The organism is Vibrio sp. OPT46, assembly GCF_015163535.1.
Lineage (GTDB): Bacteria > Pseudomonadota > Gammaproteobacteria > Enterobacterales > Vibrionaceae > Vibrio > Vibrio alginolyticus.
On sequence record NZ_JADDYG010000165.1, the window covers coordinates 4871 to 24994 of the forward strand.

At 40.5% G+C, this 20124-nt stretch carries 28 protein-coding genes and 2 pseudogenes; 29 read left to right on the top strand and 1 reads right to left on the bottom strand.

Annotation, left to right across the window (positions count from 1 at the left end):
- The 12 genes and pseudogenes from IQR33_RS07460 to IQR33_RS07540 all read left to right on the top strand — a co-directional run.
- Positions 1 to 456, top strand: a pseudogene (locus tag IQR33_RS07460) (hypothetical protein); the annotation flags it as partial.
- Between the two features lie 208 nt (positions 457 to 664).
- Complete coding sequence (locus IQR33_RS07465) at positions 665 to 1750, top strand: hypothetical protein (protein WP_193838058.1); 1086 nt, start codon at positions 665 to 667, stop codon at positions 1748 to 1750.
- 134 nt (positions 1751 to 1884) lie between these two features.
- Positions 1885 to 2352 carry an NUDIX domain-containing protein gene (locus IQR33_RS07475; RefSeq protein WP_193838057.1) on the top strand — a complete coding sequence of 156 codons (468 nt, stop codon included), beginning with the start codon at positions 1885 to 1887 and terminating at the stop codon, positions 2350 to 2352.
- Between the two features lie 156 nt (positions 2353 to 2508).
- On the top strand, positions 2509 to 2919 hold the full coding sequence (locus IQR33_RS07485) for a cytidine deaminase (RefSeq protein WP_193838056.1): 411 nt from the start codon (positions 2509 to 2511) through the stop codon (positions 2917 to 2919).
- A gap of 133 nt (positions 2920 to 3052) precedes the next feature.
- Complete coding sequence (locus tag IQR33_RS07495; RefSeq protein ID WP_193838055.1) at positions 3053 to 3454, top strand: hypothetical protein; 402 nt, start codon at positions 3053 to 3055, stop codon at positions 3452 to 3454.
- A 201-nt stretch (positions 3455 to 3655) separates the two neighbouring features.
- Positions 3656 to 4015 carry a hypothetical protein gene (locus IQR33_RS07500; RefSeq protein ID WP_193838054.1) on the top strand — a complete coding sequence of 120 codons (360 nt, stop codon included), beginning with the start codon at positions 3656 to 3658 and terminating at the stop codon, positions 4013 to 4015.
- A 146-nt stretch (positions 4016 to 4161) separates the two neighbouring features.
- The gene (locus IQR33_RS07505) at positions 4162 to 4428 is read left to right on the top strand and encodes a hypothetical protein (RefSeq protein WP_054730732.1); all 267 of its coding nucleotides are present in this window, start codon (positions 4162 to 4164) and stop codon (positions 4426 to 4428) included.
- A 161-nt stretch (positions 4429 to 4589) separates the two neighbouring features.
- The gene (locus IQR33_RS07515; protein WP_193838053.1) at positions 4590 to 4925 is read left to right on the top strand and encodes a hypothetical protein; all 336 of its coding nucleotides are present in this window, start codon (positions 4590 to 4592) and stop codon (positions 4923 to 4925) included.
- Between the two features lie 161 nt (positions 4926 to 5086).
- A complete protein-coding gene (locus tag IQR33_RS07520; RefSeq protein WP_025794344.1) occupies positions 5087 to 5371 on the top strand; it encodes a MazG nucleotide pyrophosphohydrolase domain-containing protein in 285 nt (94 codons plus the stop codon).
- 150 nt (positions 5372 to 5521) lie between these two features.
- Positions 5522 to 5734 (top strand): hypothetical protein, encoded by a 213-nt coding sequence (locus IQR33_RS32485; RefSeq protein ID WP_228010168.1) that lies wholly within the window; start codon positions 5522 to 5524, stop codon positions 5732 to 5734.
- 5 nt (positions 5735 to 5739) lie between these two features.
- Positions 5740 to 5925, top strand: a complete 186-nt coding sequence (locus IQR33_RS32490; protein ID WP_228010167.1) for a hypothetical protein — start codon at positions 5740 to 5742, stop codon at positions 5923 to 5925.
- A 164-nt stretch (positions 5926 to 6089) separates the two neighbouring features.
- Positions 6090 to 6431: a hypothetical protein gene (locus IQR33_RS07540; protein ID WP_193838052.1), complete on the top strand. Its 342-nt coding sequence runs from the start codon at positions 6090 to 6092 to the stop codon at positions 6429 to 6431.
- Positions 6432 to 6681: 250 nt separating this feature from the next.
- On the opposite strand, the pseudogene IQR33_RS35480 reads toward IQR33_RS07540, so the two are convergent.
- A pseudogene (locus tag IQR33_RS35480) lies at positions 6682 to 6964 on the bottom strand (hypothetical protein).
- Positions 6965 to 7219: 255 nt separating this feature from the next.
- Between IQR33_RS35480 and IQR33_RS07545 the strand changes: the two are divergent.
- From IQR33_RS07545 to IQR33_RS07705, 17 genes are all read left to right on the top strand, one after another.
- Entirely contained in the window at positions 7220 to 7576 is a 357-nt protein-coding gene (locus tag IQR33_RS07545; RefSeq protein WP_004418207.1) for a hypothetical protein, read from the top strand.
- 152 nt (positions 7577 to 7728) lie between these two features.
- Positions 7729 to 8187 (top strand): hypothetical protein, encoded by a 459-nt coding sequence (locus IQR33_RS07550; RefSeq protein WP_047482943.1) that lies wholly within the window; start codon positions 7729 to 7731, stop codon positions 8185 to 8187.
- 689 nt (positions 8188 to 8876) lie between these two features.
- Entirely contained in the window at positions 8877 to 9836 is a 960-nt protein-coding gene (locus IQR33_RS07565) for a phosphotransferase (RefSeq protein WP_193838051.1), read from the top strand.
- 152 nt (positions 9837 to 9988) lie between these two features.
- The gene (locus tag IQR33_RS07575) at positions 9989 to 10465 is read left to right on the top strand and encodes a GNAT family N-acetyltransferase (RefSeq protein ID WP_053306967.1); all 477 of its coding nucleotides are present in this window, start codon (positions 9989 to 9991) and stop codon (positions 10463 to 10465) included.
- A gap of 151 nt (positions 10466 to 10616) precedes the next feature.
- Positions 10617 to 11333: a riboflavin synthase gene (locus IQR33_RS07585; RefSeq protein WP_023585735.1), complete on the top strand. Its 717-nt coding sequence runs from the start codon at positions 10617 to 10619 to the stop codon at positions 11331 to 11333.
- Between the two features lie 632 nt (positions 11334 to 11965).
- Positions 11966 to 12274, top strand: coding sequence for a hypothetical protein (locus IQR33_RS07595; protein ID WP_023585553.1), 309 nt, complete (start codon positions 11966 to 11968; stop codon positions 12272 to 12274).
- Positions 12275 to 12412: 138 nt separating this feature from the next.
- Positions 12413 to 12829 carry a lysozyme inhibitor LprI family protein gene (locus tag IQR33_RS07605; protein WP_017821968.1) on the top strand — a complete coding sequence of 139 codons (417 nt, stop codon included), beginning with the start codon at positions 12413 to 12415 and terminating at the stop codon, positions 12827 to 12829.
- A gap of 152 nt (positions 12830 to 12981) precedes the next feature.
- Complete coding sequence (locus IQR33_RS07615) at positions 12982 to 13350, top strand: hypothetical protein (protein WP_193838050.1); 369 nt, start codon at positions 12982 to 12984, stop codon at positions 13348 to 13350.
- Positions 13351 to 14028: 678 nt separating this feature from the next.
- Complete coding sequence (locus IQR33_RS07625; RefSeq protein WP_053304462.1) at positions 14029 to 14340, top strand: antibiotic biosynthesis monooxygenase family protein; 312 nt, start codon at positions 14029 to 14031, stop codon at positions 14338 to 14340.
- A 159-nt stretch (positions 14341 to 14499) separates the two neighbouring features.
- Complete coding sequence (locus IQR33_RS07635; RefSeq protein ID WP_193838022.1) at positions 14500 to 14862, top strand: VOC family protein; 363 nt, start codon at positions 14500 to 14502, stop codon at positions 14860 to 14862.
- Positions 14863 to 15009: 147 nt separating this feature from the next.
- Positions 15010 to 15717 carry a hypothetical protein gene (locus IQR33_RS07645; protein WP_193837313.1) on the top strand — a complete coding sequence of 236 codons (708 nt, stop codon included), beginning with the start codon at positions 15010 to 15012 and terminating at the stop codon, positions 15715 to 15717.
- 133 nt (positions 15718 to 15850) lie between these two features.
- Positions 15851 to 16348, top strand: a complete 498-nt coding sequence (locus IQR33_RS07655) for a hypothetical protein (protein WP_115386084.1) — start codon at positions 15851 to 15853, stop codon at positions 16346 to 16348.
- A gap of 141 nt (positions 16349 to 16489) precedes the next feature.
- Entirely contained in the window at positions 16490 to 17062 is a 573-nt protein-coding gene (locus IQR33_RS07665; protein ID WP_193837314.1) for a hypothetical protein, read from the top strand.
- A 177-nt stretch (positions 17063 to 17239) separates the two neighbouring features.
- Entirely contained in the window at positions 17240 to 17899 is a 660-nt protein-coding gene (locus IQR33_RS07675; RefSeq protein WP_017633721.1) for a lecithin retinol acyltransferase family protein, read from the top strand.
- 142 nt (positions 17900 to 18041) lie between these two features.
- A complete protein-coding gene (locus IQR33_RS07685) occupies positions 18042 to 18719 on the top strand; it encodes a DUF1643 domain-containing protein (protein ID WP_193837316.1) in 678 nt (225 codons plus the stop codon).
- Positions 18720 to 18855: 136 nt separating this feature from the next.
- Positions 18856 to 19263, top strand: coding sequence for a hypothetical protein (locus IQR33_RS07695; RefSeq protein ID WP_176225793.1), 408 nt, complete (start codon positions 18856 to 18858; stop codon positions 19261 to 19263).
- Positions 19264 to 19405: 142 nt separating this feature from the next.
- The gene (locus IQR33_RS07705; RefSeq protein ID WP_193837317.1) at positions 19406 to 20017 is read left to right on the top strand and encodes a hypothetical protein; all 612 of its coding nucleotides are present in this window, start codon (positions 19406 to 19408) and stop codon (positions 20015 to 20017) included.
- The last annotated feature ends 107 nt before the right edge of the window (positions 20018 to 20124 follow it).

A 20124-nucleotide genomic window follows, 5' to 3' on the forward strand; every position in this document is an offset into this window, starting at 1 on the left:
GAAGAACCAGTCAAACTGAAGATAGCCTTATTAGAAGCAATGAAAGTTGAACTTGAGGAGGTTTGGTATTGGACAGCTCAAGGACTTGCTAATGCCGAAGTTTTTAACTGTATGCTTGAAGAGTCTGAACATTTATTAGAAAAGGGATTCAAAATTCCTGCTGCAGTACTTGCAGGTTGTGTTTTGGAGTCGCATATCAGGAAATTGTGCGAAAAAAACGATATCGATTTGTATGCGACAAAGTCTAATGGTGACATTTCAAATAAGAAAGCTTCTAGGCTTGCACAAGAGCTCACCCAAAACGATATTTTTAATAAAAATGACAGTAAAGAAGTCACTAACTATTTAGGTATCCGAAATAGTGCGGCTCATGGGCATTCAGAACAATTTGATGATGAACAGGTCAAGATTATGCAACTGGGAATTGCTGGAATAATTTCAAGAAACCCAATCTAAAATTCGCATAACAAAGCATTTAAGAGTGATTCGCAACGCTTGGCGCTTTCGCTTCGCTCAAGTATAGCCAAGCGCCGCTCACACCTTAATGCGGCGTTAAGTTTCTTTCTTGTGAGCGTAATCATAAGTCTTTAACTGCATGGAGTTGAAACTTGTCGGTCTAGTTCAATAGACTAGTAGTTACTATCGATTTATGAGTAAACAGTATATGAAATCAGCGGTAATTTCCTCTTGGAGTGTTGATGCGTTTCTATGTTTGAATCAACGTTTAGTCGATGTAATGTCAAGTGAGTACATTACAAGAATAGAAAATTTCATTGACGCATATGTCTTATATGACAAGGTCTACCTCCCATATAGATATAAGGACAAAGCAGAGCTAAAAGCGCTAGATTCTAATAGCTCTATATTTGAGTTCGTTGATCCTTCGACTCTAGAACACTCTGACGATATGAAAAATCATGTCTCAATCGATATAGGGCTTTATGAGCGTTCGTTTGATGAGTTATGTAATGAGGATAAGTCGTGGTTTGTTCAGCACCAACCTTCTTTTGGCGAAGAAGCTATTTTACACCCAGAATTGTTTAGTTCTGGTTTTATGACTCAACTGAGACTTTGGCAGTGGGGATTGATTAATGAAATGGGCAAAAACAATGCTGCAATTCCTCTGATGCCATTGTCTCTAGAGGCAATTGAAGTCTTTGATACAAGTAGAGAGAAATTAACTGAAATAGTTATTAACAAGTACTACCAATATGCGAAGGCCCATGAAGCCAAGTTTATTGCGTTAATGCAATATGAAACTGAGCCATTTATAGCTCAGTTGAGTAAAATGCCACCTTTGCTTAGTTTGTTTATTGATAGAACAAATCAGATAGAATGCGGGCTATCAACGCTGATAACTTTGCGTGATGAATTTGTCGATTTTCGTAAACTACGAGAAAGCTACACGGCTTCTATTCAGGAGGCAACAACGTTTGGTGAGCGAAACGATATAGTTTCTGATTGGAACAGTAAGTGGGATTTGTTGTGCAAAGGAGAGTTCAAAACCCCAAATCTGTTACGTAGAAAGGTATCATCCACTGAATTATCAAGTGCAATTGTAAGTCCTGGGACAGGTGGTGCAAAGGCATTTATTCACCACGTTTTAGAGCATTTTGAGTATAAAAAAAGCTACAAGCAGTTCAGAGTGTTTGGCACTATCAATCAGTGTTTGAGTAATATGGATATAAGTCAAAATAAGTTGAATAGCGTATTTGGTGTTGAAAGGTTCATCGAGTATAAAAAAACTTAACAATCTGTTTAAGAGTGATTCGCAACGCGTGGCATTTTTACTATGCGTTGCGTTTAGTGTTTAAGGTAGTATGCGGGAGCTTCGTTATTGCATTGCTCACACCTTAACAGGGCGTTAGCTTTCAAGGAGGAAAATTGAGCGCAAGTGACTATATCAAAGAGGTTCGTTCTAAGATTGGAACGATGCCACTTCTTATCCCCGGCGTTGCGGGTGTCATTTTAAATGAAAACAAAGAGCTACTACTTCAGCAAAAATCAGATGGCGCATGGAGCCTTCCTGCCGGAATGATTGAACCTCAAGAGTCGCCAGTGCAAGCATTGCTCAGGGAAGTTCGCGAGGAAACAGGTTTGGCTGTAAAAGTAGATCGCCTACTTGGTGTATTCGGCGGTGAGGGTTTTGGTTTTACATACCCAAATGGTGATCAAGTTGAATACACAGTTCTCATGTTCAAATGTGTAGTAGAAAGTTGTTCTCAATCCGCACTCGATGATGAAACGGTATGCCTTAAATGGTTTTCAAAAGGTAATATGCCAAGGCTTGAGCTGCCTTACCCGTTGGATTGTTTGTTTGCAGAAAATGATTCAACGTACTTCGTTGGCTAGAAAGCTAACAAATTGTTCAAGAGTGATTCGGCACGCGTGGCATTTTTACTATGCGTTAGGTTTAGTGATTAAGGTGGTATGCGGAGGCCTCAGTATTGCGTGCCTCACACCTTAACAAGGCGTTATAGCGCACGATAAAATTGAATATGGATGGTCATGGATAATATCGAAAAAGAGCTCTATCAAGCAGCAATAGAACTAGTAAATATGCGATATCCTTTTGGTTGGGGTGGAGCTGCGGCTGTTAGAACAGAGTCAGGAAAAATATTAACAAGCATTGCTCCTGATACTAAAAACGATGCTCTTTCACTATGCATGGAGGTGGGAGCGTATTTAGAGGCTCACAAACTCAATGAGCGAGTGACCCACTCATTATGCCTGTGTCGTGAGAGCGAGAACGATGAATTTCTAATTTTGTCACCATGCGGAGTTTGCCAAGAGCGCCTCGTCCATTGGGGTGGGGATGTCAAAGCAGCAATTACGACTTCAGGGAATGCATTGGTTTTCAAGACTATACGAGAATTAATGCCTCATCATTGGTCACTTGTAAACGGCAAAGCGCTATAACAAACTGTTTAAGAGTGATTCGCAACGCGTGGCATTTTTACTATGCTTTGGTTTTAGTGTTTAAGGTGGTATGCGGTGGCTTCGGTATTGCGTTGCTCACACCTTAACAGGGCGTTAGGCATCCGGAGGTCATATGTCAGCTGGTAAGAATGAAAAGTTCTTTATTGAAAAATTTGAAAGCGCATTTGGTTTTGGGAAATTGAGTGGTAAACAGAACTTCGACAATAACCAAAAGGGAGCTGATAAAGTTTCCATATCAGTAGACCAATCTATTAAGTTAGAAGATGGTACAACCATTTTAATTGAAATAGACTCAGCGAACATGGCTAAGCTACTCGTTGGTCAGTATGTTCTTCTTAATGGTCTGGTAAACCCTCAAAAAGAGCAGAACATTTTCTTAGTTGTTCATTATTTCAAAGACTACAATCCGCAAAGAACTCTCAAAAATCTCAAAGAGGTACGTAATCTGTACCCATCCTCAAATTGGCTGAAGTATTGTGCAATTCACGTAAATGAGCTAGATGAAATACTTTAAAACTGTTCTACCGTAGAAGATTTTTCAGCTTATATAAGAAGCAGAATATACTGAAAACATGCCTAACAAAGCGTTTAAGACGGATTCCCAACGCTTGGCATTTTCGGTTTGATTCAGCTTTAGTGATTACGGCACAATGGTTTAGGTAAGGTGGTAGCGTTGCTCACCACTTAACGCGGCGTTATGTACTTGGAGAGGAATATGGATTTTCTCGTAGGCGTAGACCTTCAAGATTCATTTGTTTTGGGGTGGAACTACTGCGATCAAACTTTGGAAATTGAACTAGAGTTCAGCATCTGGCCTGAGTCTGAATACTATAAAACTCCAAAGGTAGCTGAGTATACTTGCTATCGCTTGGGCTCTCTTCTGTTTAACGATGTTTCGAGTATTACTGGGCTCTTGAATCAAAGTGATATACAACCGACCCTAGATCCTGATGGCTCAAAAGACTATGGAAACATAGAATACTTCGAAAAGAACCAATCATGTTTCAAGGTTGTTGGTAGCTTTGGGACCATAGAGTTTGAGAGCTCAGATATTCATTTTGAGCTACGTACATAACAAACTGTTCAAGAGGGATTCGCAACGCGTGGCATTTTCACTATGCGTTGGTTTAAGTGATTAAGGTGGTATGCGGCGGCTTTGGTATTGCGTTGCTCACCCCTTAACAGGGCGTTATGTAAATCATGAGAATAAGGAGAATTGAGATGGAATTATCAGAAATTAAAGCGAAAATAATTGAGCTATTGGATGCTCAACTTGAACAAAAGTTTGAAGAATCAGATTTATCTGCGAGGCATTACAGTTTTACTAGCCCTGACTACGACTTCTCTTTTTCAGTATCACTTGTAAGGAATGTCAGCGAAACTCAATTAACTAACCGAATAAATCGCTGTATCAATAAAGCGAAAGAAGTTTCAAAACCTAATACACATTTTCAGTTTGACGAAAACTGTGGTTTATATATCGTTTAATTTCAGAAATTTACATAACAAACTGTTTAAGAGTGATTCGCAACGCGTGGCATTTTTACTATGCGTTGCGCTTAGTGTTTAAGGTGGTATGCGGCGGCCTTGGCATTGCGTTGCTCACACCTTAACAGGGCGTTAGCTTAAATCATTAACAAGGATGTGTAATGAGAAACAAAAAATGGGTATTTGCGGCGATTTTACTCATTGGCGGACCTTCACTATTGCCCTTTAGTTTGGAAGTGATTTCTGCAATCGAGTTATTTGGCTTTTTGGGCTTATGGACAATTTATTCACCCTATGCAGAATATTTGGTGAATCATCCTAGATTCAAAAGAGGTCTTTGCTTAGCGACGAGTTGGGATTTTCAGCCTCAAATGCTGTTCTCTCTAAGTGAGCTTAAGGCATGTCCCCAGTTAGTTTTCCATATGCTTCCAGTTCAAAGCATTATGGTTTGGACTCTGAATATTCTGTTTTGGGGTGGTGTAGCGTGGTGCTACTAATTTAAGCTAACAAACAGTTCAAGAGGGATTCAGCACGCGTGGCATTTTTGATATGCGGAGGTTTTTGGTGTTGAAGTGCTATGCAGAGGCTTGGTTATTGCGTGCTTCACCCCTTAACTGGGCGTTATACGCTTTATGGAAAATGATACAAAAAGGACGTTATGAAGTTATCTGAGTTACAAAGTCATATAAAAGAATTCGATTATGCGCCGGAGCAATCTGGACACTATTTTTTAAAACTAATCGAAGAAGTTGGCGAATTATCGGAATCTATTCGCAAAGGTAAAAGTGGGCAACCAACGCTAGATGAACTTAAAGGTTCAATCGCAGAAGAGTTATATGACGTCTTGTATTATGTTTGTGCTTTAGCCAATATTCACGGTGTAAACCTTGAGAAAACGCATGAACTAAAAGAAGTTTTGAACAAGGTTAAGTACAACCGCTAGAACGCGTATAACAAATTGTTCAAGAGGGATTCAGCACGCGTGGCATTTTTACTATGCGTTAGTTTTAGTGATTAAGGTGGTATGCGGTAGCATCGGTGTTGCGTGCTTCACCCCTTAACAAGGCGTTATGTGCTTTGGGAGAAAATGGAAATGGATATTCCCGACAGATTCAAAAATGTAAGATACGTTTCATCCCGTATTCCAGGTTGTAAAGATGATTCAGACTTAACGCTTGGAGCTAACTGTCAGGTCTTTGCTTATAACCTGCTTAAAGACTTCGGTCTAAATCCACCTAACTACCGTTCTAGTGAACTGTGGGGTGACTCAGAGTTTAGTGAAGTGGTCACTGAGTTAAGCCGCTAGATATCATGATGTACAACGACTCTACTGACTCATACGGAGCACACGTTGGGGTGTATGTCGGTAATGGACTTGTCTACCACCTTTCTTTATCCAATGGCGTACCCATGTTTGAGCGCCATTTAGACTTACTTCAACAAAGTAAGTATCAGTTTTTTATTGGCGCTAAGCGTATAAAACAGTTTGGTGCATAACGTAAGCACGCACATAACAAACTGTTCAAGAGGGATTCGCAACGCGTGGCATTTTCACTATGCGTTGGTTTCAGTGTTTAAGGTGGTATGCGGCAGCTTTCGTATTGCGTTGCTCACCCCTTAACAGGGCGTTATGTGCCAGTTCGGAAACGGAGAAATATTCGATGGAAAAGTGGTTGATAGAAGCGAGTGAAGCGTTGAGTGAAGCTCTATATGCGATTGCTTCTGGAGAAATTCCGAAGGAAAATATGTATCAGCTCGCATCAGTTTTTTACTCTAAACGAAATCATATGAACGATGATGCTCTGTTTGAAATGATGAATAACGAAATTGATGAGCAAGTTAAAACAGACTGGTCACTCGACCCTAACTCGAAAAAACAGTACAAGTTTCACTTTGTATCGTCTTATCTACTTTGCTTTGCCGTAGCAGGTAAAATTGATGAGTTCTTCTACGACCAAATCATGGAATACGTGAACGAGAACTTGGAGTTATTTGAAGATTAGGCCGACGTAAATCCGGCACATAACAAAGCGTTTAAGTCAGATTCGCAACGCGTGGCATTTTTGGTTTTAGTCGGCTTTAGTGTTTACGGTGGTATAGTTAGGTCTAGTGGTAGCGTTGCTCACTACTTAACGCGGCGTTAGTCGCCAGAAAAAGCTAGCAATCAAAATCATGTTTCTTAGCTCAAAATTTGGCAGCTGTTTGTTTGGTATACAGATTAATCGTCGATGGTCAAAACTCAGTTTCAGCTGTTTAAAGTCCAAAGTTTTGCAAGTGTCCAAGCGGTTGTTTTGTTCTTTGGTGCTGACAGAGCAGGGCAATCGAGAGTCTATTTTTGGTTGCAAATCCGCTCGGTGAGTTTGTTGGGTACAAAAGCCGATTTACTCGCTGAAATGACGTTTTCTCTGGTGTTGTAAGTTCCACGTGGTTTCAGTGACTTTGTTGAAAGTCCGCACTGTGAGATTGGCTTTCCAAACGCGCTTTTGGGTGTTGTTAGTCCGTTTTCTGCGGCGTTGTTTGTTCCAAGTGGTTTCATTGAATAGCCGCTTTGAGACTACGCCTGACTTAAGTGCATCAAAGCACATAAAGTTTGTTGTTCGCAAAGTTTAGTTTGGCTTAAAATTGTCGCTCGGTGCCTCGCGACTAACAAACTGTTTAAGAGTGATTCGCAACGCGTGGCATTTTTACTATGCGTTGGTTTAAGTGATTAAGGTGGTGTGCGGCGGCATCGGTATTGCGTTGCTCACACCTTAACAGGGCGTTAGTTGCCTACGAGGAAATAGAGGCTTAAATGAATAAAATTACAAATAAGAAAATAGAAAACTATAGTAAGTACCTCAAAGAGAAAAGTCGTCCGCCTAGCCGCGGGGGGAATACGAATGCTCTACATGCACATTATTTAGTTGTTGACGGTGAAAGTTACAGCTTTCTTGCCCTTGGTTCACAACAATGGGTGTTTAAAACCGATTTAGTTTCATTCGAATATGAGATTAAAGGTACATACAAAAATATACTTGTCGATACACTTAAAACGGTGGATAAGAATGGCAATGAGGTCGTGCGTGGGAACCGTGGCTTTAAACGCCAGCTGAGAACCGCTGATGCTCGTATGCCGGTAAGTCGTCGCGAGATGAACAGCTTTAAATAGGTCGGCAACTAACAAGCAATTTAAGAGGGATTCACAACGCTTGGCACTTTTGCTTTTACTTAAAATTTAGTGTTTATGGCACAATGTTCTAGGTTGGGTGGTAGCGTTGTTCACCCCTTAATTGGGCGTTATGTGTTTTTGGAGATTGAAGTATGGAACATAACTTTGAACGGCTAAAAGAGCATATTTTACCTTTATCGAACTCAAGTGAGTTTCATCACGCCAAAAATGAATGGTTGCTTGTTGGTGTCGAGATTCAAGAAGACTTTGATAGTTGCCCTTGTGGTCAGCCGATAAAAGAGCTTTGCTACATTGAAAATCAATTAAATGGGAATAAAACTCACGTAGGAAATGTGTGCGTAAACAGGTTTATCGGTATTGATACAGGTAACTTATTTGCAGGTCTCAAACGTATAGCTAAAGACGTGAATGCAAACGCCAATGAAGACTTAATTATCCATGCTTATAAATTAGGTTACATCTACGAAAACGAGTATCGATTTTTGATGCAAACAAAACGCAAACGTAGCCTTTCCGAAAAGCAGGTCGCGTGGAAACAAAAAATTAATCGCCGCATACTTCACCAGACAGTAGTGAGAAAAAACACATAACAAACTGTTTAAGAGTGATTCGCAACGCGTGGCATTTTTACTATGCGTTGCTTTTAGTGTTTAAGGTGGTATACGGCGGCATCAGTATTGCGTTGCTCACACCTTAACAGGGCGTTAGTACTGGGTTGGCATCAAAGGCTAAAAGTTTCTGTTTTTATTGGTTTCTTTTCCTCGCTTTACATCTGATCAAATGTGCCTTTCAGGTTCGCTCCGGTGGCACTAGATGTGAAGTTTTCGCTTTGGGTTTATCGTTTACGGTTTCTAACTTTCGGGCTATTTCTCTGGCGTGGTTTCTTTGGCGCTGAGAAATTTTCGGAAAAACAAGCGTTTCTTTGTCGCAGCTGTTCAAGTTTGAAGCCCGTATTCTTTGCTAATTTGAAAACAGTGAAAAGGGCAGTGAAGCATGTTTTTCTTCTAGCCAACTTACGTCTTGAAGTTAGTTTTCAGTTTGGCAGTTTTCCGTTTAGCTTCATGGTTTTAAGCCAACAGCTTCGTGCTATATTTCAATGTATTGGTATGTACCAAAGGCTTTGCGGGCAGCGTACTAACAAACAATTCAAGAGGGATTCGTAACGCGTGGCATTTTTACTATGCGTTAATTTTAGTGATTAAGGTGGTTTGCAGCGGCATCAGTGTTGCGTTACTCACCCCTTAATTGGGCGTTATGTACCTAAGGGGTATCTGGAATTATGAGTGATTTTGTTCGTAAGGTTGGTGAAAACTGGAGTCAGATTGGTGCTGGCGCTAGTATAAAACGTCAATCAGCTGGTGCGACGAATCATGTTTTTCGTATCCAATCCTCAGAGACTTATTATCTTAGAAAATATAGTGTTCGCAATGTTGCTAAGATCAAGTTAGAGCATGAGCTGCTGAGAAAGTTATCGCAAAATTTGAATACTATAATTGCTCCTGTTTTGACGCGCGATCACCACTCCTTTTGTAAAATAGGTGATGAGTTTTATGCTCTATTTCCTGAAGCAAAAGGAACGTTAATCGAAAAAAGTGCTCTGTCTGCGTTTCATGCTTTTCAGTTGGGAAAAGCCCTTGCTGACCTGCATGTTCAACTCGCTTCCGAGGTTGGAAACGACTTTCCAACAATTGAGCTTTCTTGGGATAAAAGTGCTTGGGTCGATAGACTACAAAAAATAGTCGCAGCTATTGAAACAAATAGTGAATTTGATATGAATAACTCGGTGCTACGAAGAGTAAAACAACAGCGTGATTATCTAGCTAGCTCAGAAGCTACGCACTCATATACCCCGTTAACAAGCAGGCAACTAATCCACGGCGACTTTCATCATTTCAATGTCTTTTTTGATTCTAATTGCACAGTAAGCGATGTGATCGACTGGGATTTAGTGCAAAACATGCCTCCTGGTTATGAGTTGGCGAGAGCATGCATGTATATGTTCGATTTGGAGCTTCATAGGTCATTAGCTTTATTAAAAGGCTATCTGTCTGTCAAGCCTCTATCCCGATTAGAGCTTAACGATGGAGCAAAGGCGTGGGCTGTTTACGCCGACCACTATGTGTGGGCTTTGGAGGAAGTATTTTTAAAAAATAATACAGCGGCACAGAAGTTCATACCTCAAAGGGACTTTATCTCTTTTATGGAGCAATGGCTCCAAATTGAAAGTGCCTTGTTTTGAGGCGGTACATAACAATCTGTTTAAGAGTGATTCGCAACGCGTGGCATTTTTACTATGCGTTGGTTTTAGTGTTTAACGTGGTATGCGGTAGCATCGGTATTACCTTGCTCACACCTTAACAGGGCGTTAGGTGCTAGAGGGAAAAGGTAGATATGGAAATCGCTTTTCGGCAAATAAGTATCGATGATTTAGACTTATGTGTTGATGCTAGAAAAGATGCATACTTTTGTAGTTTCGGTCATTACGACGGATTCGATGATTTCATTAGTGGTTATCGCGAGCGAGTTATTGAGCGTTTGGTGACTCCAGAGTGGTTCTACATTCATATTTTTGTTTCTGGTCAGTTCGCAGGACAGTTGGAGTTTCGCAGTTTTTCACCAGAGCCTGAAACTGGTTATGTGCATCTGATTTATTTAAAATCAAATTTCCGTGGCTTAGGGCTAGCTCCTAAGTTGCAGGATTACATCGCAAATGTCTTGTTTAGAGCAGGTTGTAAGCGTGCAGTACTTTCAGTAAGTCGAACTAACACTAGGGCTCTTACTTTTTACAAGCGCCATAATTGGGAGTTTGTGCGTAAGAATCCAAAGCACGATGAAACTGACTTTTATCAGCTGTGGTTACGCACCTAACAAATTGCTTAAGCGTGATTCAGCACGCGTGGCATTTTTAGTATGCGGTGCTTTTGGTGTTGAAGTGCCATGCGGCGGCTTGGTCATTGCGTACTTCACACCTTAGCAAGGCGTTAGTTCTTAAAGTTGTTTTAATATCAGTGGAGTAAGTATGTTTACAGGCATAGTTCAGGCGGTAGCCGAAATTGTTGATGTGACAGATCAAAGAGGGATTAGAACTTTTGTTATCGACTTCCCTAAAGGGTTTTGTACTGATCTAGAAATTGGGGCAAGTATTGCTATTGACGGTGTGTGTCTGACAGTCACTGAAATACAGTCAGATGTTCGTGTTAAGTTCGACGTAATGCTGCAAAGCCTCTTGATCACAACTCTGAGTAAGTATTGCTCATCCCAATTAGTTAACGCTGAGAGAGCCGCAAAAGATGGGGCAGAAATTGGCGGTCACCCGCTATCTGGTCATGTGGACTTTAATGTAGCTATCGTCGACGTAAAACAAATTGAGGATAACTATTGTGTTCGCTTAGCACTCCCTGATGCTTGGAAAAGATACGTTTTCCCTAAAGGTTATATAGCTCTAAATGGAGCGAGCTTGACTGTAGCTGACGTAAATAAGCATGAAGGTTGGTTTGAAGTTTGGCTTATTCCTGAGACTCGTAGAATGACTGTTTTCGAATCAAAAGCCAGTGGTGACTTTATCAATATAGAAATCGAGCGTGGTACCCAAGTAGTTGTTGATACGGTTCGTGACACGTTAAATGAAAACCTTGGACCACTATTACCATTGTTTGAAAAACTCCTTTTAGAGCAAGGTGTTGATTTGGATTCACTAGGCTATAAACCTCAGGCACTCAGTGGGTCAAAGAACTAACAAACTGTTTAAGAGTGATTCGCAACGCGTAGCATTTTCACTATGCGTTGTGTTTAGTGTTTAAGGTGGTATGCGGCGGCATCGGTATTGCGTTGCTCACACCTTAACAGGGCGTTAGTTGCCAACGAGGAAAACGCAGCTAAAACAGAGTGTTTAGGTCTAATCGTTCGTGTGCTTTGCTCTATTTTGCACTTCGAACTTCGGGTTCTTGGTTCGCGGAAATTGAGCTTCGATCTTTTCCTAGTTTGGTTTGCCGTTTCAGAAGCCGATTCGCTTGTTGAGAGTCAGCTCTGTGATATTGTCTTTTCAAATGAGCTTTTTGGTGTTGTGAGCCCGTTCTCTACGGCGCTGTTTGTTCCAAGTGGTTTCAGTGACAGGCGCTTAGAAACTGCGCCTGATTTGAGTTTTCCAAAACACGTAAAGCTAGTGTTGGCAAAGCGGTAATTAACTTCAAATCAAAGCTTTAGGTTTGGCAACTAACAAAGCATTCAAGAGGGATTCACAACGCTTGGCAGTTTTGGTTTGAATTGGCTTTAGTGTTTACGGCACAATGGTTTAGGTTAGGTGGTGGCGTTGTTCACCCCTTAATGCGGCGTTAGCAGACAAAAGTAAATCAAGGAAGAGGGTACGTTATGTCTGATAAAGTAATTAAGTCTTCAACAGCTACAATTCAAGTCGGTGCGACTAAAGCCGATGGGAAATTGGAACTAACGGAGTCGGATTTAATTTTTACTCCGTACAACGAAAAGTTGGGTTTTGGTCCATATCAATTAAAGCGCCAAGACATTGCTGCCGTAGCTAAGTGCTTGGGCAAAGGTGGTGGTGTAATTCCAATCACTACGGATGCATTTCGCATAAAACTAGCCAACAATACGTGTTATGAGTTTATTGTAGCGAAGCCAGAGCAATGGATAGATGCACTCGTTGAAATTGTCAGCTAACAAACTGTTCAAGAGGGATTCGCAACGCGTGGCATTTTTACTATGCGTTGAGTTTTTGGTGATTAAGGTGGTATGCGGCGGCATCGGTATTGCGTTGCTCACCCCTTAACAGGGCGTTATGTGCTTTAGGAGAAAACGATGAATAAGTGTCTAATCATCATATTAGCTAGTCTTTCATTTGGTGCTCTTGCTGAAGAAGAGTCCATTGACTGTAATAATGCGATGACCACAATCGAGATAAACCAATGTACTGCTATTGAACTAGAGTCAGCACAAGTTAAATTAGACAAATATCTAAACACTAGCTTTGAGCACAACTCTCATGACCCAGAACTGATCGCAGCAATTAAGCTTGCTCAACAGGATTGGCAAGCATATATGTCCTCTCACTGTGATTCGGTTTATACGCAATGGCGTGATGGAACTATTCGTGGAGTTATGGCGATATCGTGCAAAACTAAGTTAACTAAGCAAAGAACGCACGAGTTATGGGAAAACTTTTTAACTTATATGGACAGTACACCACCAGTTTTACCGGAGCCAAGTGTAGAGTAGGTTTCAATCACGCACATAACAAACTGTTCAAGAGTGATTCGCAACGCGTGGCATTTTTGCTATGCGTTGAATTTAGTGATTAAGGTGGTATGCGGGGGCTTCGGTATTGCGTTGCTCACACCTTAACAGGGCGTTATGTGCTTGGAGATCAAATGATAAAACAGCCTCCTTACAAAGTTGAGTTTGGTCAATCAGGAGAAGTCCCTCCGGCGCACGTTGCTGCCATAGATAATACCTCAATAAAGTTAAGCAATAGCAGTCGAGATGGTGATACAGGCGGTCGTATTGATGAGCTTGCTCTCAATGGTGGGATTCAATCAAAGGAAACCAAACAGACGATGCTTGAGCTCAATAAGCAGGGTTTTGTGTTTGCTTACGATGATAAAGCTTATATTTCACCTAGCCATTTTATGAAGCAACTTTTATTGAGCGGTGACCTAAGAACATCATTCAAAGAAATCAGTTGGTCAAGCCCAAAGCAATGGTGTCTTACAGAGTATGAATTTGAGCAACGCACATAACAAACTGTTCAAGAGGGATTCGCAACGCGTGGCATTTTTACTATGCGTTGATTTTAGTGTTTAAGGTGGTTTGCGGCGGCTTTGGTATTGCGTTGCTCACCCCTTAACAGAGCGTTAGCTTACAGTCTGAAAAATCAAACAAATATAGCTGATGTTAGGTAGGGCATATCGTCAAAATGAGCTAACTGATGGGCAAATATTTTGGCTGTATCAGCAGTAGTAAGTAACATTTTTTTAGCGGTATTTTTACCGTGTGTGGTCGTAACGTTACTTGGTCTTGTTTTGTTGGTGGTAATTTCAGCTCCGCCTCTGTTTCATTTATGGCAAAGTTTTGCACTTGAAAGTAGCAAATCCAATACGAGCCTTGGTGGGTGAAGTTCCGTGAGTCTCCACGCTCGGCGGTTTTGTCAAAGCTCAAGTTAATACTAAGTTCATCGCCTGAAGTTCTCGGCTATGTTTATAATCTCGACTTCACGTTTAATGTCAAAATAAGTGGTTGTTTTAGTTTGGAATGCTCGGAAAGTAATAAGCTAACAAAGCGTTAAAGACGGATTCGCAACGCGTGGCATTTTTCGTTTGCTTTGGCTTTAGTGTGTACGGCACAATGTTTTAGGTCGGTGGTCTGCGTTGCTCACCACTTAACGCGGCGTTATAACCACGACATAAAATGGAGTATTTATGATAGCAAGAGAATGGAAAGCTACTTGCCCTAAAGAGCATGAAGAAGGGTTTATTGCATACCTGTATGAGACAGGAATCAAAGATACATCTAGTACACCGGGTTTCCTCGGTGCTCAAATCCTAAATCGAGATTTAGGCGATAATGCTGAAATCACTTTGTTGACCTATTGGGAAGATCTCGAATGTATCAAAGCATTTGCTGGTGAAAATATCAGTGTCGCTAAATTGTATCCAGAGGATGAAAAGTACAAATTGAATCCAGATCGTCATGTTAGCCACTATGAAGTCCGTGAGAATATGTGGTTATAACAAACTGTTTAAGAGGGATTCGCAACGCGTGGCATTTTTACTATGCGTTGTGTTCAGTGTTTAAGGTGGTATACGGCGGCATCGGTATTGCGTTGCTCACCCCTTAACAGGGCGTTATGTACTTTAAGGAAAATTGTAACCAACTCTAAAGGATCGAGAGTGATAGATCATTTTGAAATTAAGGTAGTTGCATTCGAAGAATGTCGTGTGTTTTACAAGAATGTGCTAGAGCCATTGGGTATTGAACTCAAGTGGTCAGATGAAAATGCTGCTGGCTTTGGGCTTTCGAGCGAGCCAAATGTAAGGTTTCTAATTGAAAAAGGCGTCAGTAATTCTAAGTGCCATATTGCTTTTTCTGCATCAAACAAATTACAAGTTTCTGCGTTTCATCAAGCGGGGTTATCTTTAGGTGGTAAATGCAACGGTAAGCCTGGTTTACGAAAAAACTATGCTCCAAACTACTACGCTGCGTTTTTGATTGACCCTGAGGGCAACAATGTGGAGTCAGTGGTGTACCTTTAGCACGTACATAACAAATTGTTCAAGAGTGATTCGGCACGCGTGGCATTTTTACTATGCGTTGGTTTTAGTGGTTAAGGTGGTATGCGGAAGCTTCGGTATTGCGCGCCTCACACCTTAACAAGGCGTTAGCTAAAAGGGGTAGATATATTGTCAATTGATCGTCCTAAGCTATATAAAAAGCTAGAAGAGAATGAGATCGAAAAAGTATTGTTTTCAGATCCTCTTACTGAAACGACCAGAAAATCACGCAGAAATTTAATGATTGCATCTGTGATGTGTTTACTAATCTCAATTTTAAATCTAAAAGTCACAGGGTTTCTTGGTCTCAAAGCGGAAACTGAAGCAATAGAAAGTGAGTTAGTTAAGGGGATTGGTGCAATTATTGTTATCTACTACTTTGTTGTTTTTATTCTTTACGCCACCATAGACATACTCGCATGGAAGTTTGATCGAGAAAAAACATTAATATCTGGGCATCAAGAGCTTGTCGAAGCTATCGAACGGCACTTTTCAGTTACGATTGAGCATATTGACTATTCTGTACGCGACTTAAGTAATCTATCTCCAGACAGTAGAATGCAAGACCAAATATACAATAGTGAAGCTATTGGTAGGGCAACACAGCTAATACAAGGAACTAAAGATGGTATCGATAGCTTCCGCAAAGATGCTGAGCCATTTATCAATCAATGGCTCAAACGAGTCAATAAAACAAGTATTCTCAACACTAGGTTTTTTATTCGCTTAGTAAGCCTATATGGCTTTGATTTAATCTTTCCATCTTTGATGGCTTGTTTAGCTGTTTACAAATCATACACAGGTATTCATTTAGCTGTGACGGCAATTTTTAGCTAACAAATTGTTCAAGAGGGATTCGCAACGCGTGGCATTTTTACTATGCGTTAGGTTTTGTGGTTAAGGTGGTATGCAGTGGCATCAGTATTGCGTTGCTCACCCCTTAACAAGGCGTTATATTTTTTGAGGGGCTATGAAGAAACAATTAGCGTTAATTTTTTCATCAGCTACAACTATATTGAGTGCAGTCTGGTTGTGGAAAGAGGGCGGTTATGAACCAGCAATTGTTTTAATTGGTGGTGTTGGTGGTTTGATTCTTTCCTTGTACCCCACTAAGGATGAAAATTCTGATAAGTTTCCAGCCCCGACACATATAGAGCATGAAGTTTTAGATGAACTCTATATACACATCTTGCATGTTGAAGGAACTATTAATAAGAGTTTTCTTGATCGACGACTTTGGAATGAACTTCAAGACAACTTAGATCAACTAAAGCGTTTTTATCATAAAAATAAGATTAAGTTCCCTGATACATTAGATCAAAAGGTGCTTGAGGTTATTATGATTGGGCGGAACGTGATGAGTTCGGAAATTAATCAATCTATACCAACAGAGCTAGCAAGTGCTTATCGTAGTTCAAAAGACAATGTTATCGCTGAAATTCGGTTACTAAAAGGTATCGAGCACTAAAATATAACAAACTGTTTAAGAGTGATTCGCAACGCGTGGCATTTTTACTATGCGTTAGGTTTAGTGGTTAAGGTGGTATGCGGCGGCTTCGGTATTGCGTTGCTCACACCTTAACAGGGCGTTATATTCTAAGGAGAAAATTTGAGCAATTTTGATTTTAAACCCAAAGATAAATCTGAGTATATTTCTATATTCTCTCTATGGGACAAAAAGTTAGGGGTTATCGCCAACCTCAAGTTTCTGATTATTGAAATGTTTTTTGGCATCCAGATTGTAGAATTATTGACCGATACAAACTCTATTGAGTTGTCAAAATCAGGACCTATTTCCTTGGGTAAGGCTGGTGAATCCGACAATGGTATGGTTGGAGGTTTGAGTAAGTTTATTCCTGCTACGTTAATGACAAAAGTAATCGAGAAATCGATTGCTGAAATGTTGTTCTATAAATACTTAGGTACGTATAAGTTCATTATTATTGCGGATAAAGACTGTATACCTTCTGGTTCTTGGCGAGTTGCAGAAGTAACTGAAGTTCTTTATCGGTTAAATAAACATGAAGCACACCAGTTGGTACCATATAAAGGAAAAATGACTCTGATTTGGACGTCTTTGGAAACGCTTGTAGCTTCAGTTTCATGGATTAGCACAAATTCACTTGAAATTACGTTGTTGTTAACTGGTGTAATGGAGTTTCTTCGTAGGTTCCGAATATAACAAACAATTTAAGAGTGATTCGTAACGCTTGGCGGTTTTACTATGCGTTGAGTCATGTGTTTAGGGTGCAATACTGTAGCTTCGGTGTTGCGTTACTCACACCTTAATTGGGCGTTACATGCTTTTTAATATCTGAGCTAGCGTTTAAAGAGTGCTACAAAACTTAAGGATATAGTTATGAATGAAGGCGATCATTTAGTTTCACCCCGGTTGGGCTACACCCATCATGGCTTATATATCGGAGACGGTATGGTTATTCACTATTCGGGTTTTTCAGAGTTTTTGGATAAAGGTAGTATTGAAATCACGACGCTTAGCGAATTCTCACAAGGACATAATGTGAGTATTAAAACTCATTTGGTTCCAGTTTATACTGCAGAAGAAAGGGTTCAGAGAGCTTACGAAAAGCTCGGAGAAGATAGTTACAACTTAGTTTTTAATAATTGCGAGCATTTTGTTAACTGGTGTTTTAATGGTTTTAAATCTAGCTCGCAAGTAAATAATGTTGTTTCAGTAGCTGGGGCAGCAGGACATGAATACATGAAAAGAAAAGCTGTAGAAACTACAGCTTCAGTAGTGGCACAGCAAGCAACTAGAATGACCGCAACCAAGACAGCGGAGGTAGCTTTAACTTCTGCAGTTGCGAAGACAGCTGTGTCTACAACAGCAGGAACTGTAGCTGGTGTAACAGCCGCTAGTACAGTAGGAGGTTCAGCTGCCACTGGTGTTGTCGCCGCTGTTGCTACTGGGTCTCTTGCCTCAGCTGCTGCGCCTGTCGCTATTGCTGTTGGTGTTGGGTACGGCGTTAAGAAAGTGTTTGATTGGCTTTGGGATTAAATAGTGACAATCATGTAACAAACTGTTCAAGAGGGATTCGCAACGCGTGGCATTTTCACTATGCGTTGGTTTTAGTGTTTTAGGTGGTATGCGGCGGCTTCGGTATTGCGTTGCTCACCCCTTAACAGGGCGTTAGCTTGCGATGTCAATATTTGAGGCTATTCGCGTCAAAATTAGAATCAATTTTATTAGTGATAGTAATATGAATTATAAGTGTTATGGGCATTTCTACTCATCTAGTGAACTAAATTTTCGGGATGTGCTCCTAATTACAGACTTAGATGATATTTCGGATGACACCCAGATTGATTTACTAATGGTTATGATGAACCCAGGTAGTTCTGAACCAAAAGACCAGAATGTTAAAGTCACAATATTCTCAAAATCATGTGTGCTGACAAAGCCAGATAATACTCAATCTCAAATTATGAAGGTCATGGCCGATAACAACTTTCGCACTGCTATTGTTATAAATTTATCAGATGTAAGAGAATCGAAAAGTAGTCTGTTTACAAGAAAGTTAAAGGGGCTTTCATTTGGCTCGTTTGGCGACAGGCACTCGATCTTCTCCGAGAATAGGAGCGAAGAACTGGATCAGATTTTAGAAAAATGTAAGACATCCTCAGTTGTTTTTGCTAGTGGGGTTAATTACAAACTACGTTTTCTAACATCCCGAGCAGTCTCTAAGTTTGATGCGTATCGAATAGCTGGAAACAAGAGTAAAAAAGGTCTTTTCTACCACCCGTTACCTCGTTCAAAAGAAAAGCAGCGGGAATGGGTTCGTGATATAAATGAACAACTTAAACGCTTAACAAGCTAACAAACTGTTTAAGAGGGATTCGCAACGCGTGGCATTTTTACTATGCGTTGAATTTAGTGATTAAGGTGGTTTTCGGCGGCTTCGGTATTGCGTTGCTCACCCCTTAACAGGGCGTTATGTAGCAAGGAGGATAGATATGCTTAAGTTTATGAATAAAAAGGCTTATGTTCAGTCAGTGGCTAAAGATGTAGCTCCTAAGCTGTGTGCTAAATTTGGGAAAAAGAACACCTATTCGTTTCATGAGATTAGTTGGGTATTGAACCAGATTAATCGCAGCAATGACCGATTCTATAAGTCAGTTTCTTATGGCATGTTGCTGCCATACAGTAAAGAGTTGGCTTTGGAACTACATGAAGATCTAGGCGACTTGTTGGATTTTCAAAAGTCTGTTGGAAAGATCCTATTTAACGTATCTGAAGTCCCATCATTTGAAAGCTACTTACTATATGCAGAAGTAAATGTAGAACCTAATAGTAAAGTGACGAATACCAGTCTAGATAGTTCTGGTGGTATAAACCTTTTTGATTTGGGTAATGGCGAATAGCTACATAACAATCTGTTTAAGAGTGATTCGCAACGCTTGGCATTTTTACTATGCGTTGCGTTTAGTGTTTAAGGTGGTATGCGGAGGCATCGGTATTGCGTTGCTCACACCTTAACAGGGCGTTAGGTTTTCTGGAGACTTTATGGATATATCGGATTGGCTGAAAATCCCTGCAGCACTATCTGCTTTTGTCGTTTTGAGCAAGTTTCTATACGACGTAGCTAGTGGTAAACGAACAAAGCTAAGAGAAGAATACAGGTTTGCTAAAGAGTTGCTGAGTGATATTAGTACAGAGGAATTACATCCCTATGTGAAAGAAAAGGGTTATCAAGCGTTGGTAGGTTCTCCGGATATTTCCGTAGAAGAAATCGAGTACATTCTAACATTAAAAAATCCAGTTAAATGTTTAAAGGATTATGTTCTTGCTCGCGGATACTTAGAGAAAATAGAATCTAGGGGAAACACGCATCTACGATTTAAGCCTAAGTATCAATCGAAAAGAAAAAGGCTTATTTTAATCATTTGGTATCTCGTGTGGTACGTTGTGTTTGCTTTTTTAGTCGCGAGCCCATTTGTTTTGAATCATTGGTATGACTTTACGCCTACAGACCTTTTAATACTTGTTAGTATTTCTGGTGCTACTTTTGCTTTCCCTGCATGGATAAGTTTGCAGAGTGGGGCAAGAATAGTTAGGGGGCAAAGTTTGGTGGAAAATCAAAGGTGTCATTCGTGGGAGCTAGTGACACAAACCTAACAAAGCATTTAAGAGTGATTCGCAACGCTTGGCAGTTTCGCTTCGCTCAAGTTTAGCCAAGCGCCACTCACACCTTAATGCGGCTTTAGCCGAATTTGGAGAGTTCA

Coding starts and splice junctions, on each gene's coding strand:
- IQR33_RS07515 (WP_193838053.1), top strand. CDS start 4,590: ATGAGAAACAAAAAATGGGTATTTGCGGCGATTTTACTCATTGGCGGA.
- IQR33_RS07625 (WP_053304462.1), top strand. CDS start 14,029: ATGATAGCAAGAGAATGGAAAGCTACTTGCCCTAAAGAGCATGAAGAA.
- IQR33_RS07685 (WP_193837316.1), top strand. CDS start 18,042: ATGTCAATATTTGAGGCTATTCGCGTCAAAATTAGAATCAATTTTATT.
- IQR33_RS07520 (WP_025794344.1), top strand. CDS start 5,087: ATGAAGTTATCTGAGTTACAAAGTCATATAAAAGAATTCGATTATGCG.
- IQR33_RS07705 (WP_193837317.1), top strand. CDS start 19,406: ATGGATATATCGGATTGGCTGAAAATCCCTGCAGCACTATCTGCTTTT.
- IQR33_RS07495 (WP_193838055.1), top strand. CDS start 3,053: ATGTCAGCTGGTAAGAATGAAAAGTTCTTTATTGAAAAATTTGAAAGC.
- IQR33_RS07540 (WP_193838052.1), top strand. CDS start 6,090: ATGGAAAAGTGGTTGATAGAAGCGAGTGAAGCGTTGAGTGAAGCTCTA.
- IQR33_RS07655 (WP_115386084.1), top strand. CDS start 15,851: ATGAAGAAACAATTAGCGTTAATTTTTTCATCAGCTACAACTATATTG.
- IQR33_RS07550 (WP_047482943.1), top strand. CDS start 7,729: ATGGAACATAACTTTGAACGGCTAAAAGAGCATATTTTACCTTTATCG.
- IQR33_RS07545 (WP_004418207.1), top strand. CDS start 7,220: ATGAATAAAATTACAAATAAGAAAATAGAAAACTATAGTAAGTACCTC.
- IQR33_RS07585 (WP_023585735.1), top strand. CDS start 10,617: ATGTTTACAGGCATAGTTCAGGCGGTAGCCGAAATTGTTGATGTGACA.
- IQR33_RS32490 (WP_228010167.1), top strand. CDS start 5,740: ATGATGTACAACGACTCTACTGACTCATACGGAGCACACGTTGGGGTG.
- IQR33_RS07695 (WP_176225793.1), top strand. CDS start 18,856: ATGCTTAAGTTTATGAATAAAAAGGCTTATGTTCAGTCAGTGGCTAAA.
- IQR33_RS07605 (WP_017821968.1), top strand. CDS start 12,413: ATGAATAAGTGTCTAATCATCATATTAGCTAGTCTTTCATTTGGTGCT.
- IQR33_RS07675 (WP_017633721.1), top strand. CDS start 17,240: ATGAATGAAGGCGATCATTTAGTTTCACCCCGGTTGGGCTACACCCAT.
- IQR33_RS07595 (WP_023585553.1), top strand. CDS start 11,966: ATGTCTGATAAAGTAATTAAGTCTTCAACAGCTACAATTCAAGTCGGT.
- IQR33_RS07505 (WP_054730732.1), top strand. CDS start 4,162: ATGGAATTATCAGAAATTAAAGCGAAAATAATTGAGCTATTGGATGCT.
- IQR33_RS07500 (WP_193838054.1), top strand. CDS start 3,656: ATGGATTTTCTCGTAGGCGTAGACCTTCAAGATTCATTTGTTTTGGGG.
- IQR33_RS32485 (WP_228010168.1), top strand. CDS start 5,522: ATGGATATTCCCGACAGATTCAAAAATGTAAGATACGTTTCATCCCGT.
- IQR33_RS07615 (WP_193838050.1), top strand. CDS start 12,982: ATGATAAAACAGCCTCCTTACAAAGTTGAGTTTGGTCAATCAGGAGAA.
- IQR33_RS07465 (WP_193838058.1), top strand. CDS start 665: ATGAAATCAGCGGTAATTTCCTCTTGGAGTGTTGATGCGTTTCTATGT.
- IQR33_RS07565 (WP_193838051.1), top strand. CDS start 8,877: ATGAGTGATTTTGTTCGTAAGGTTGGTGAAAACTGGAGTCAGATTGGT.
- IQR33_RS07575 (WP_053306967.1), top strand. CDS start 9,989: ATGGAAATCGCTTTTCGGCAAATAAGTATCGATGATTTAGACTTATGT.
- IQR33_RS07485 (WP_193838056.1), top strand. CDS start 2,509: ATGGATAATATCGAAAAAGAGCTCTATCAAGCAGCAATAGAACTAGTA.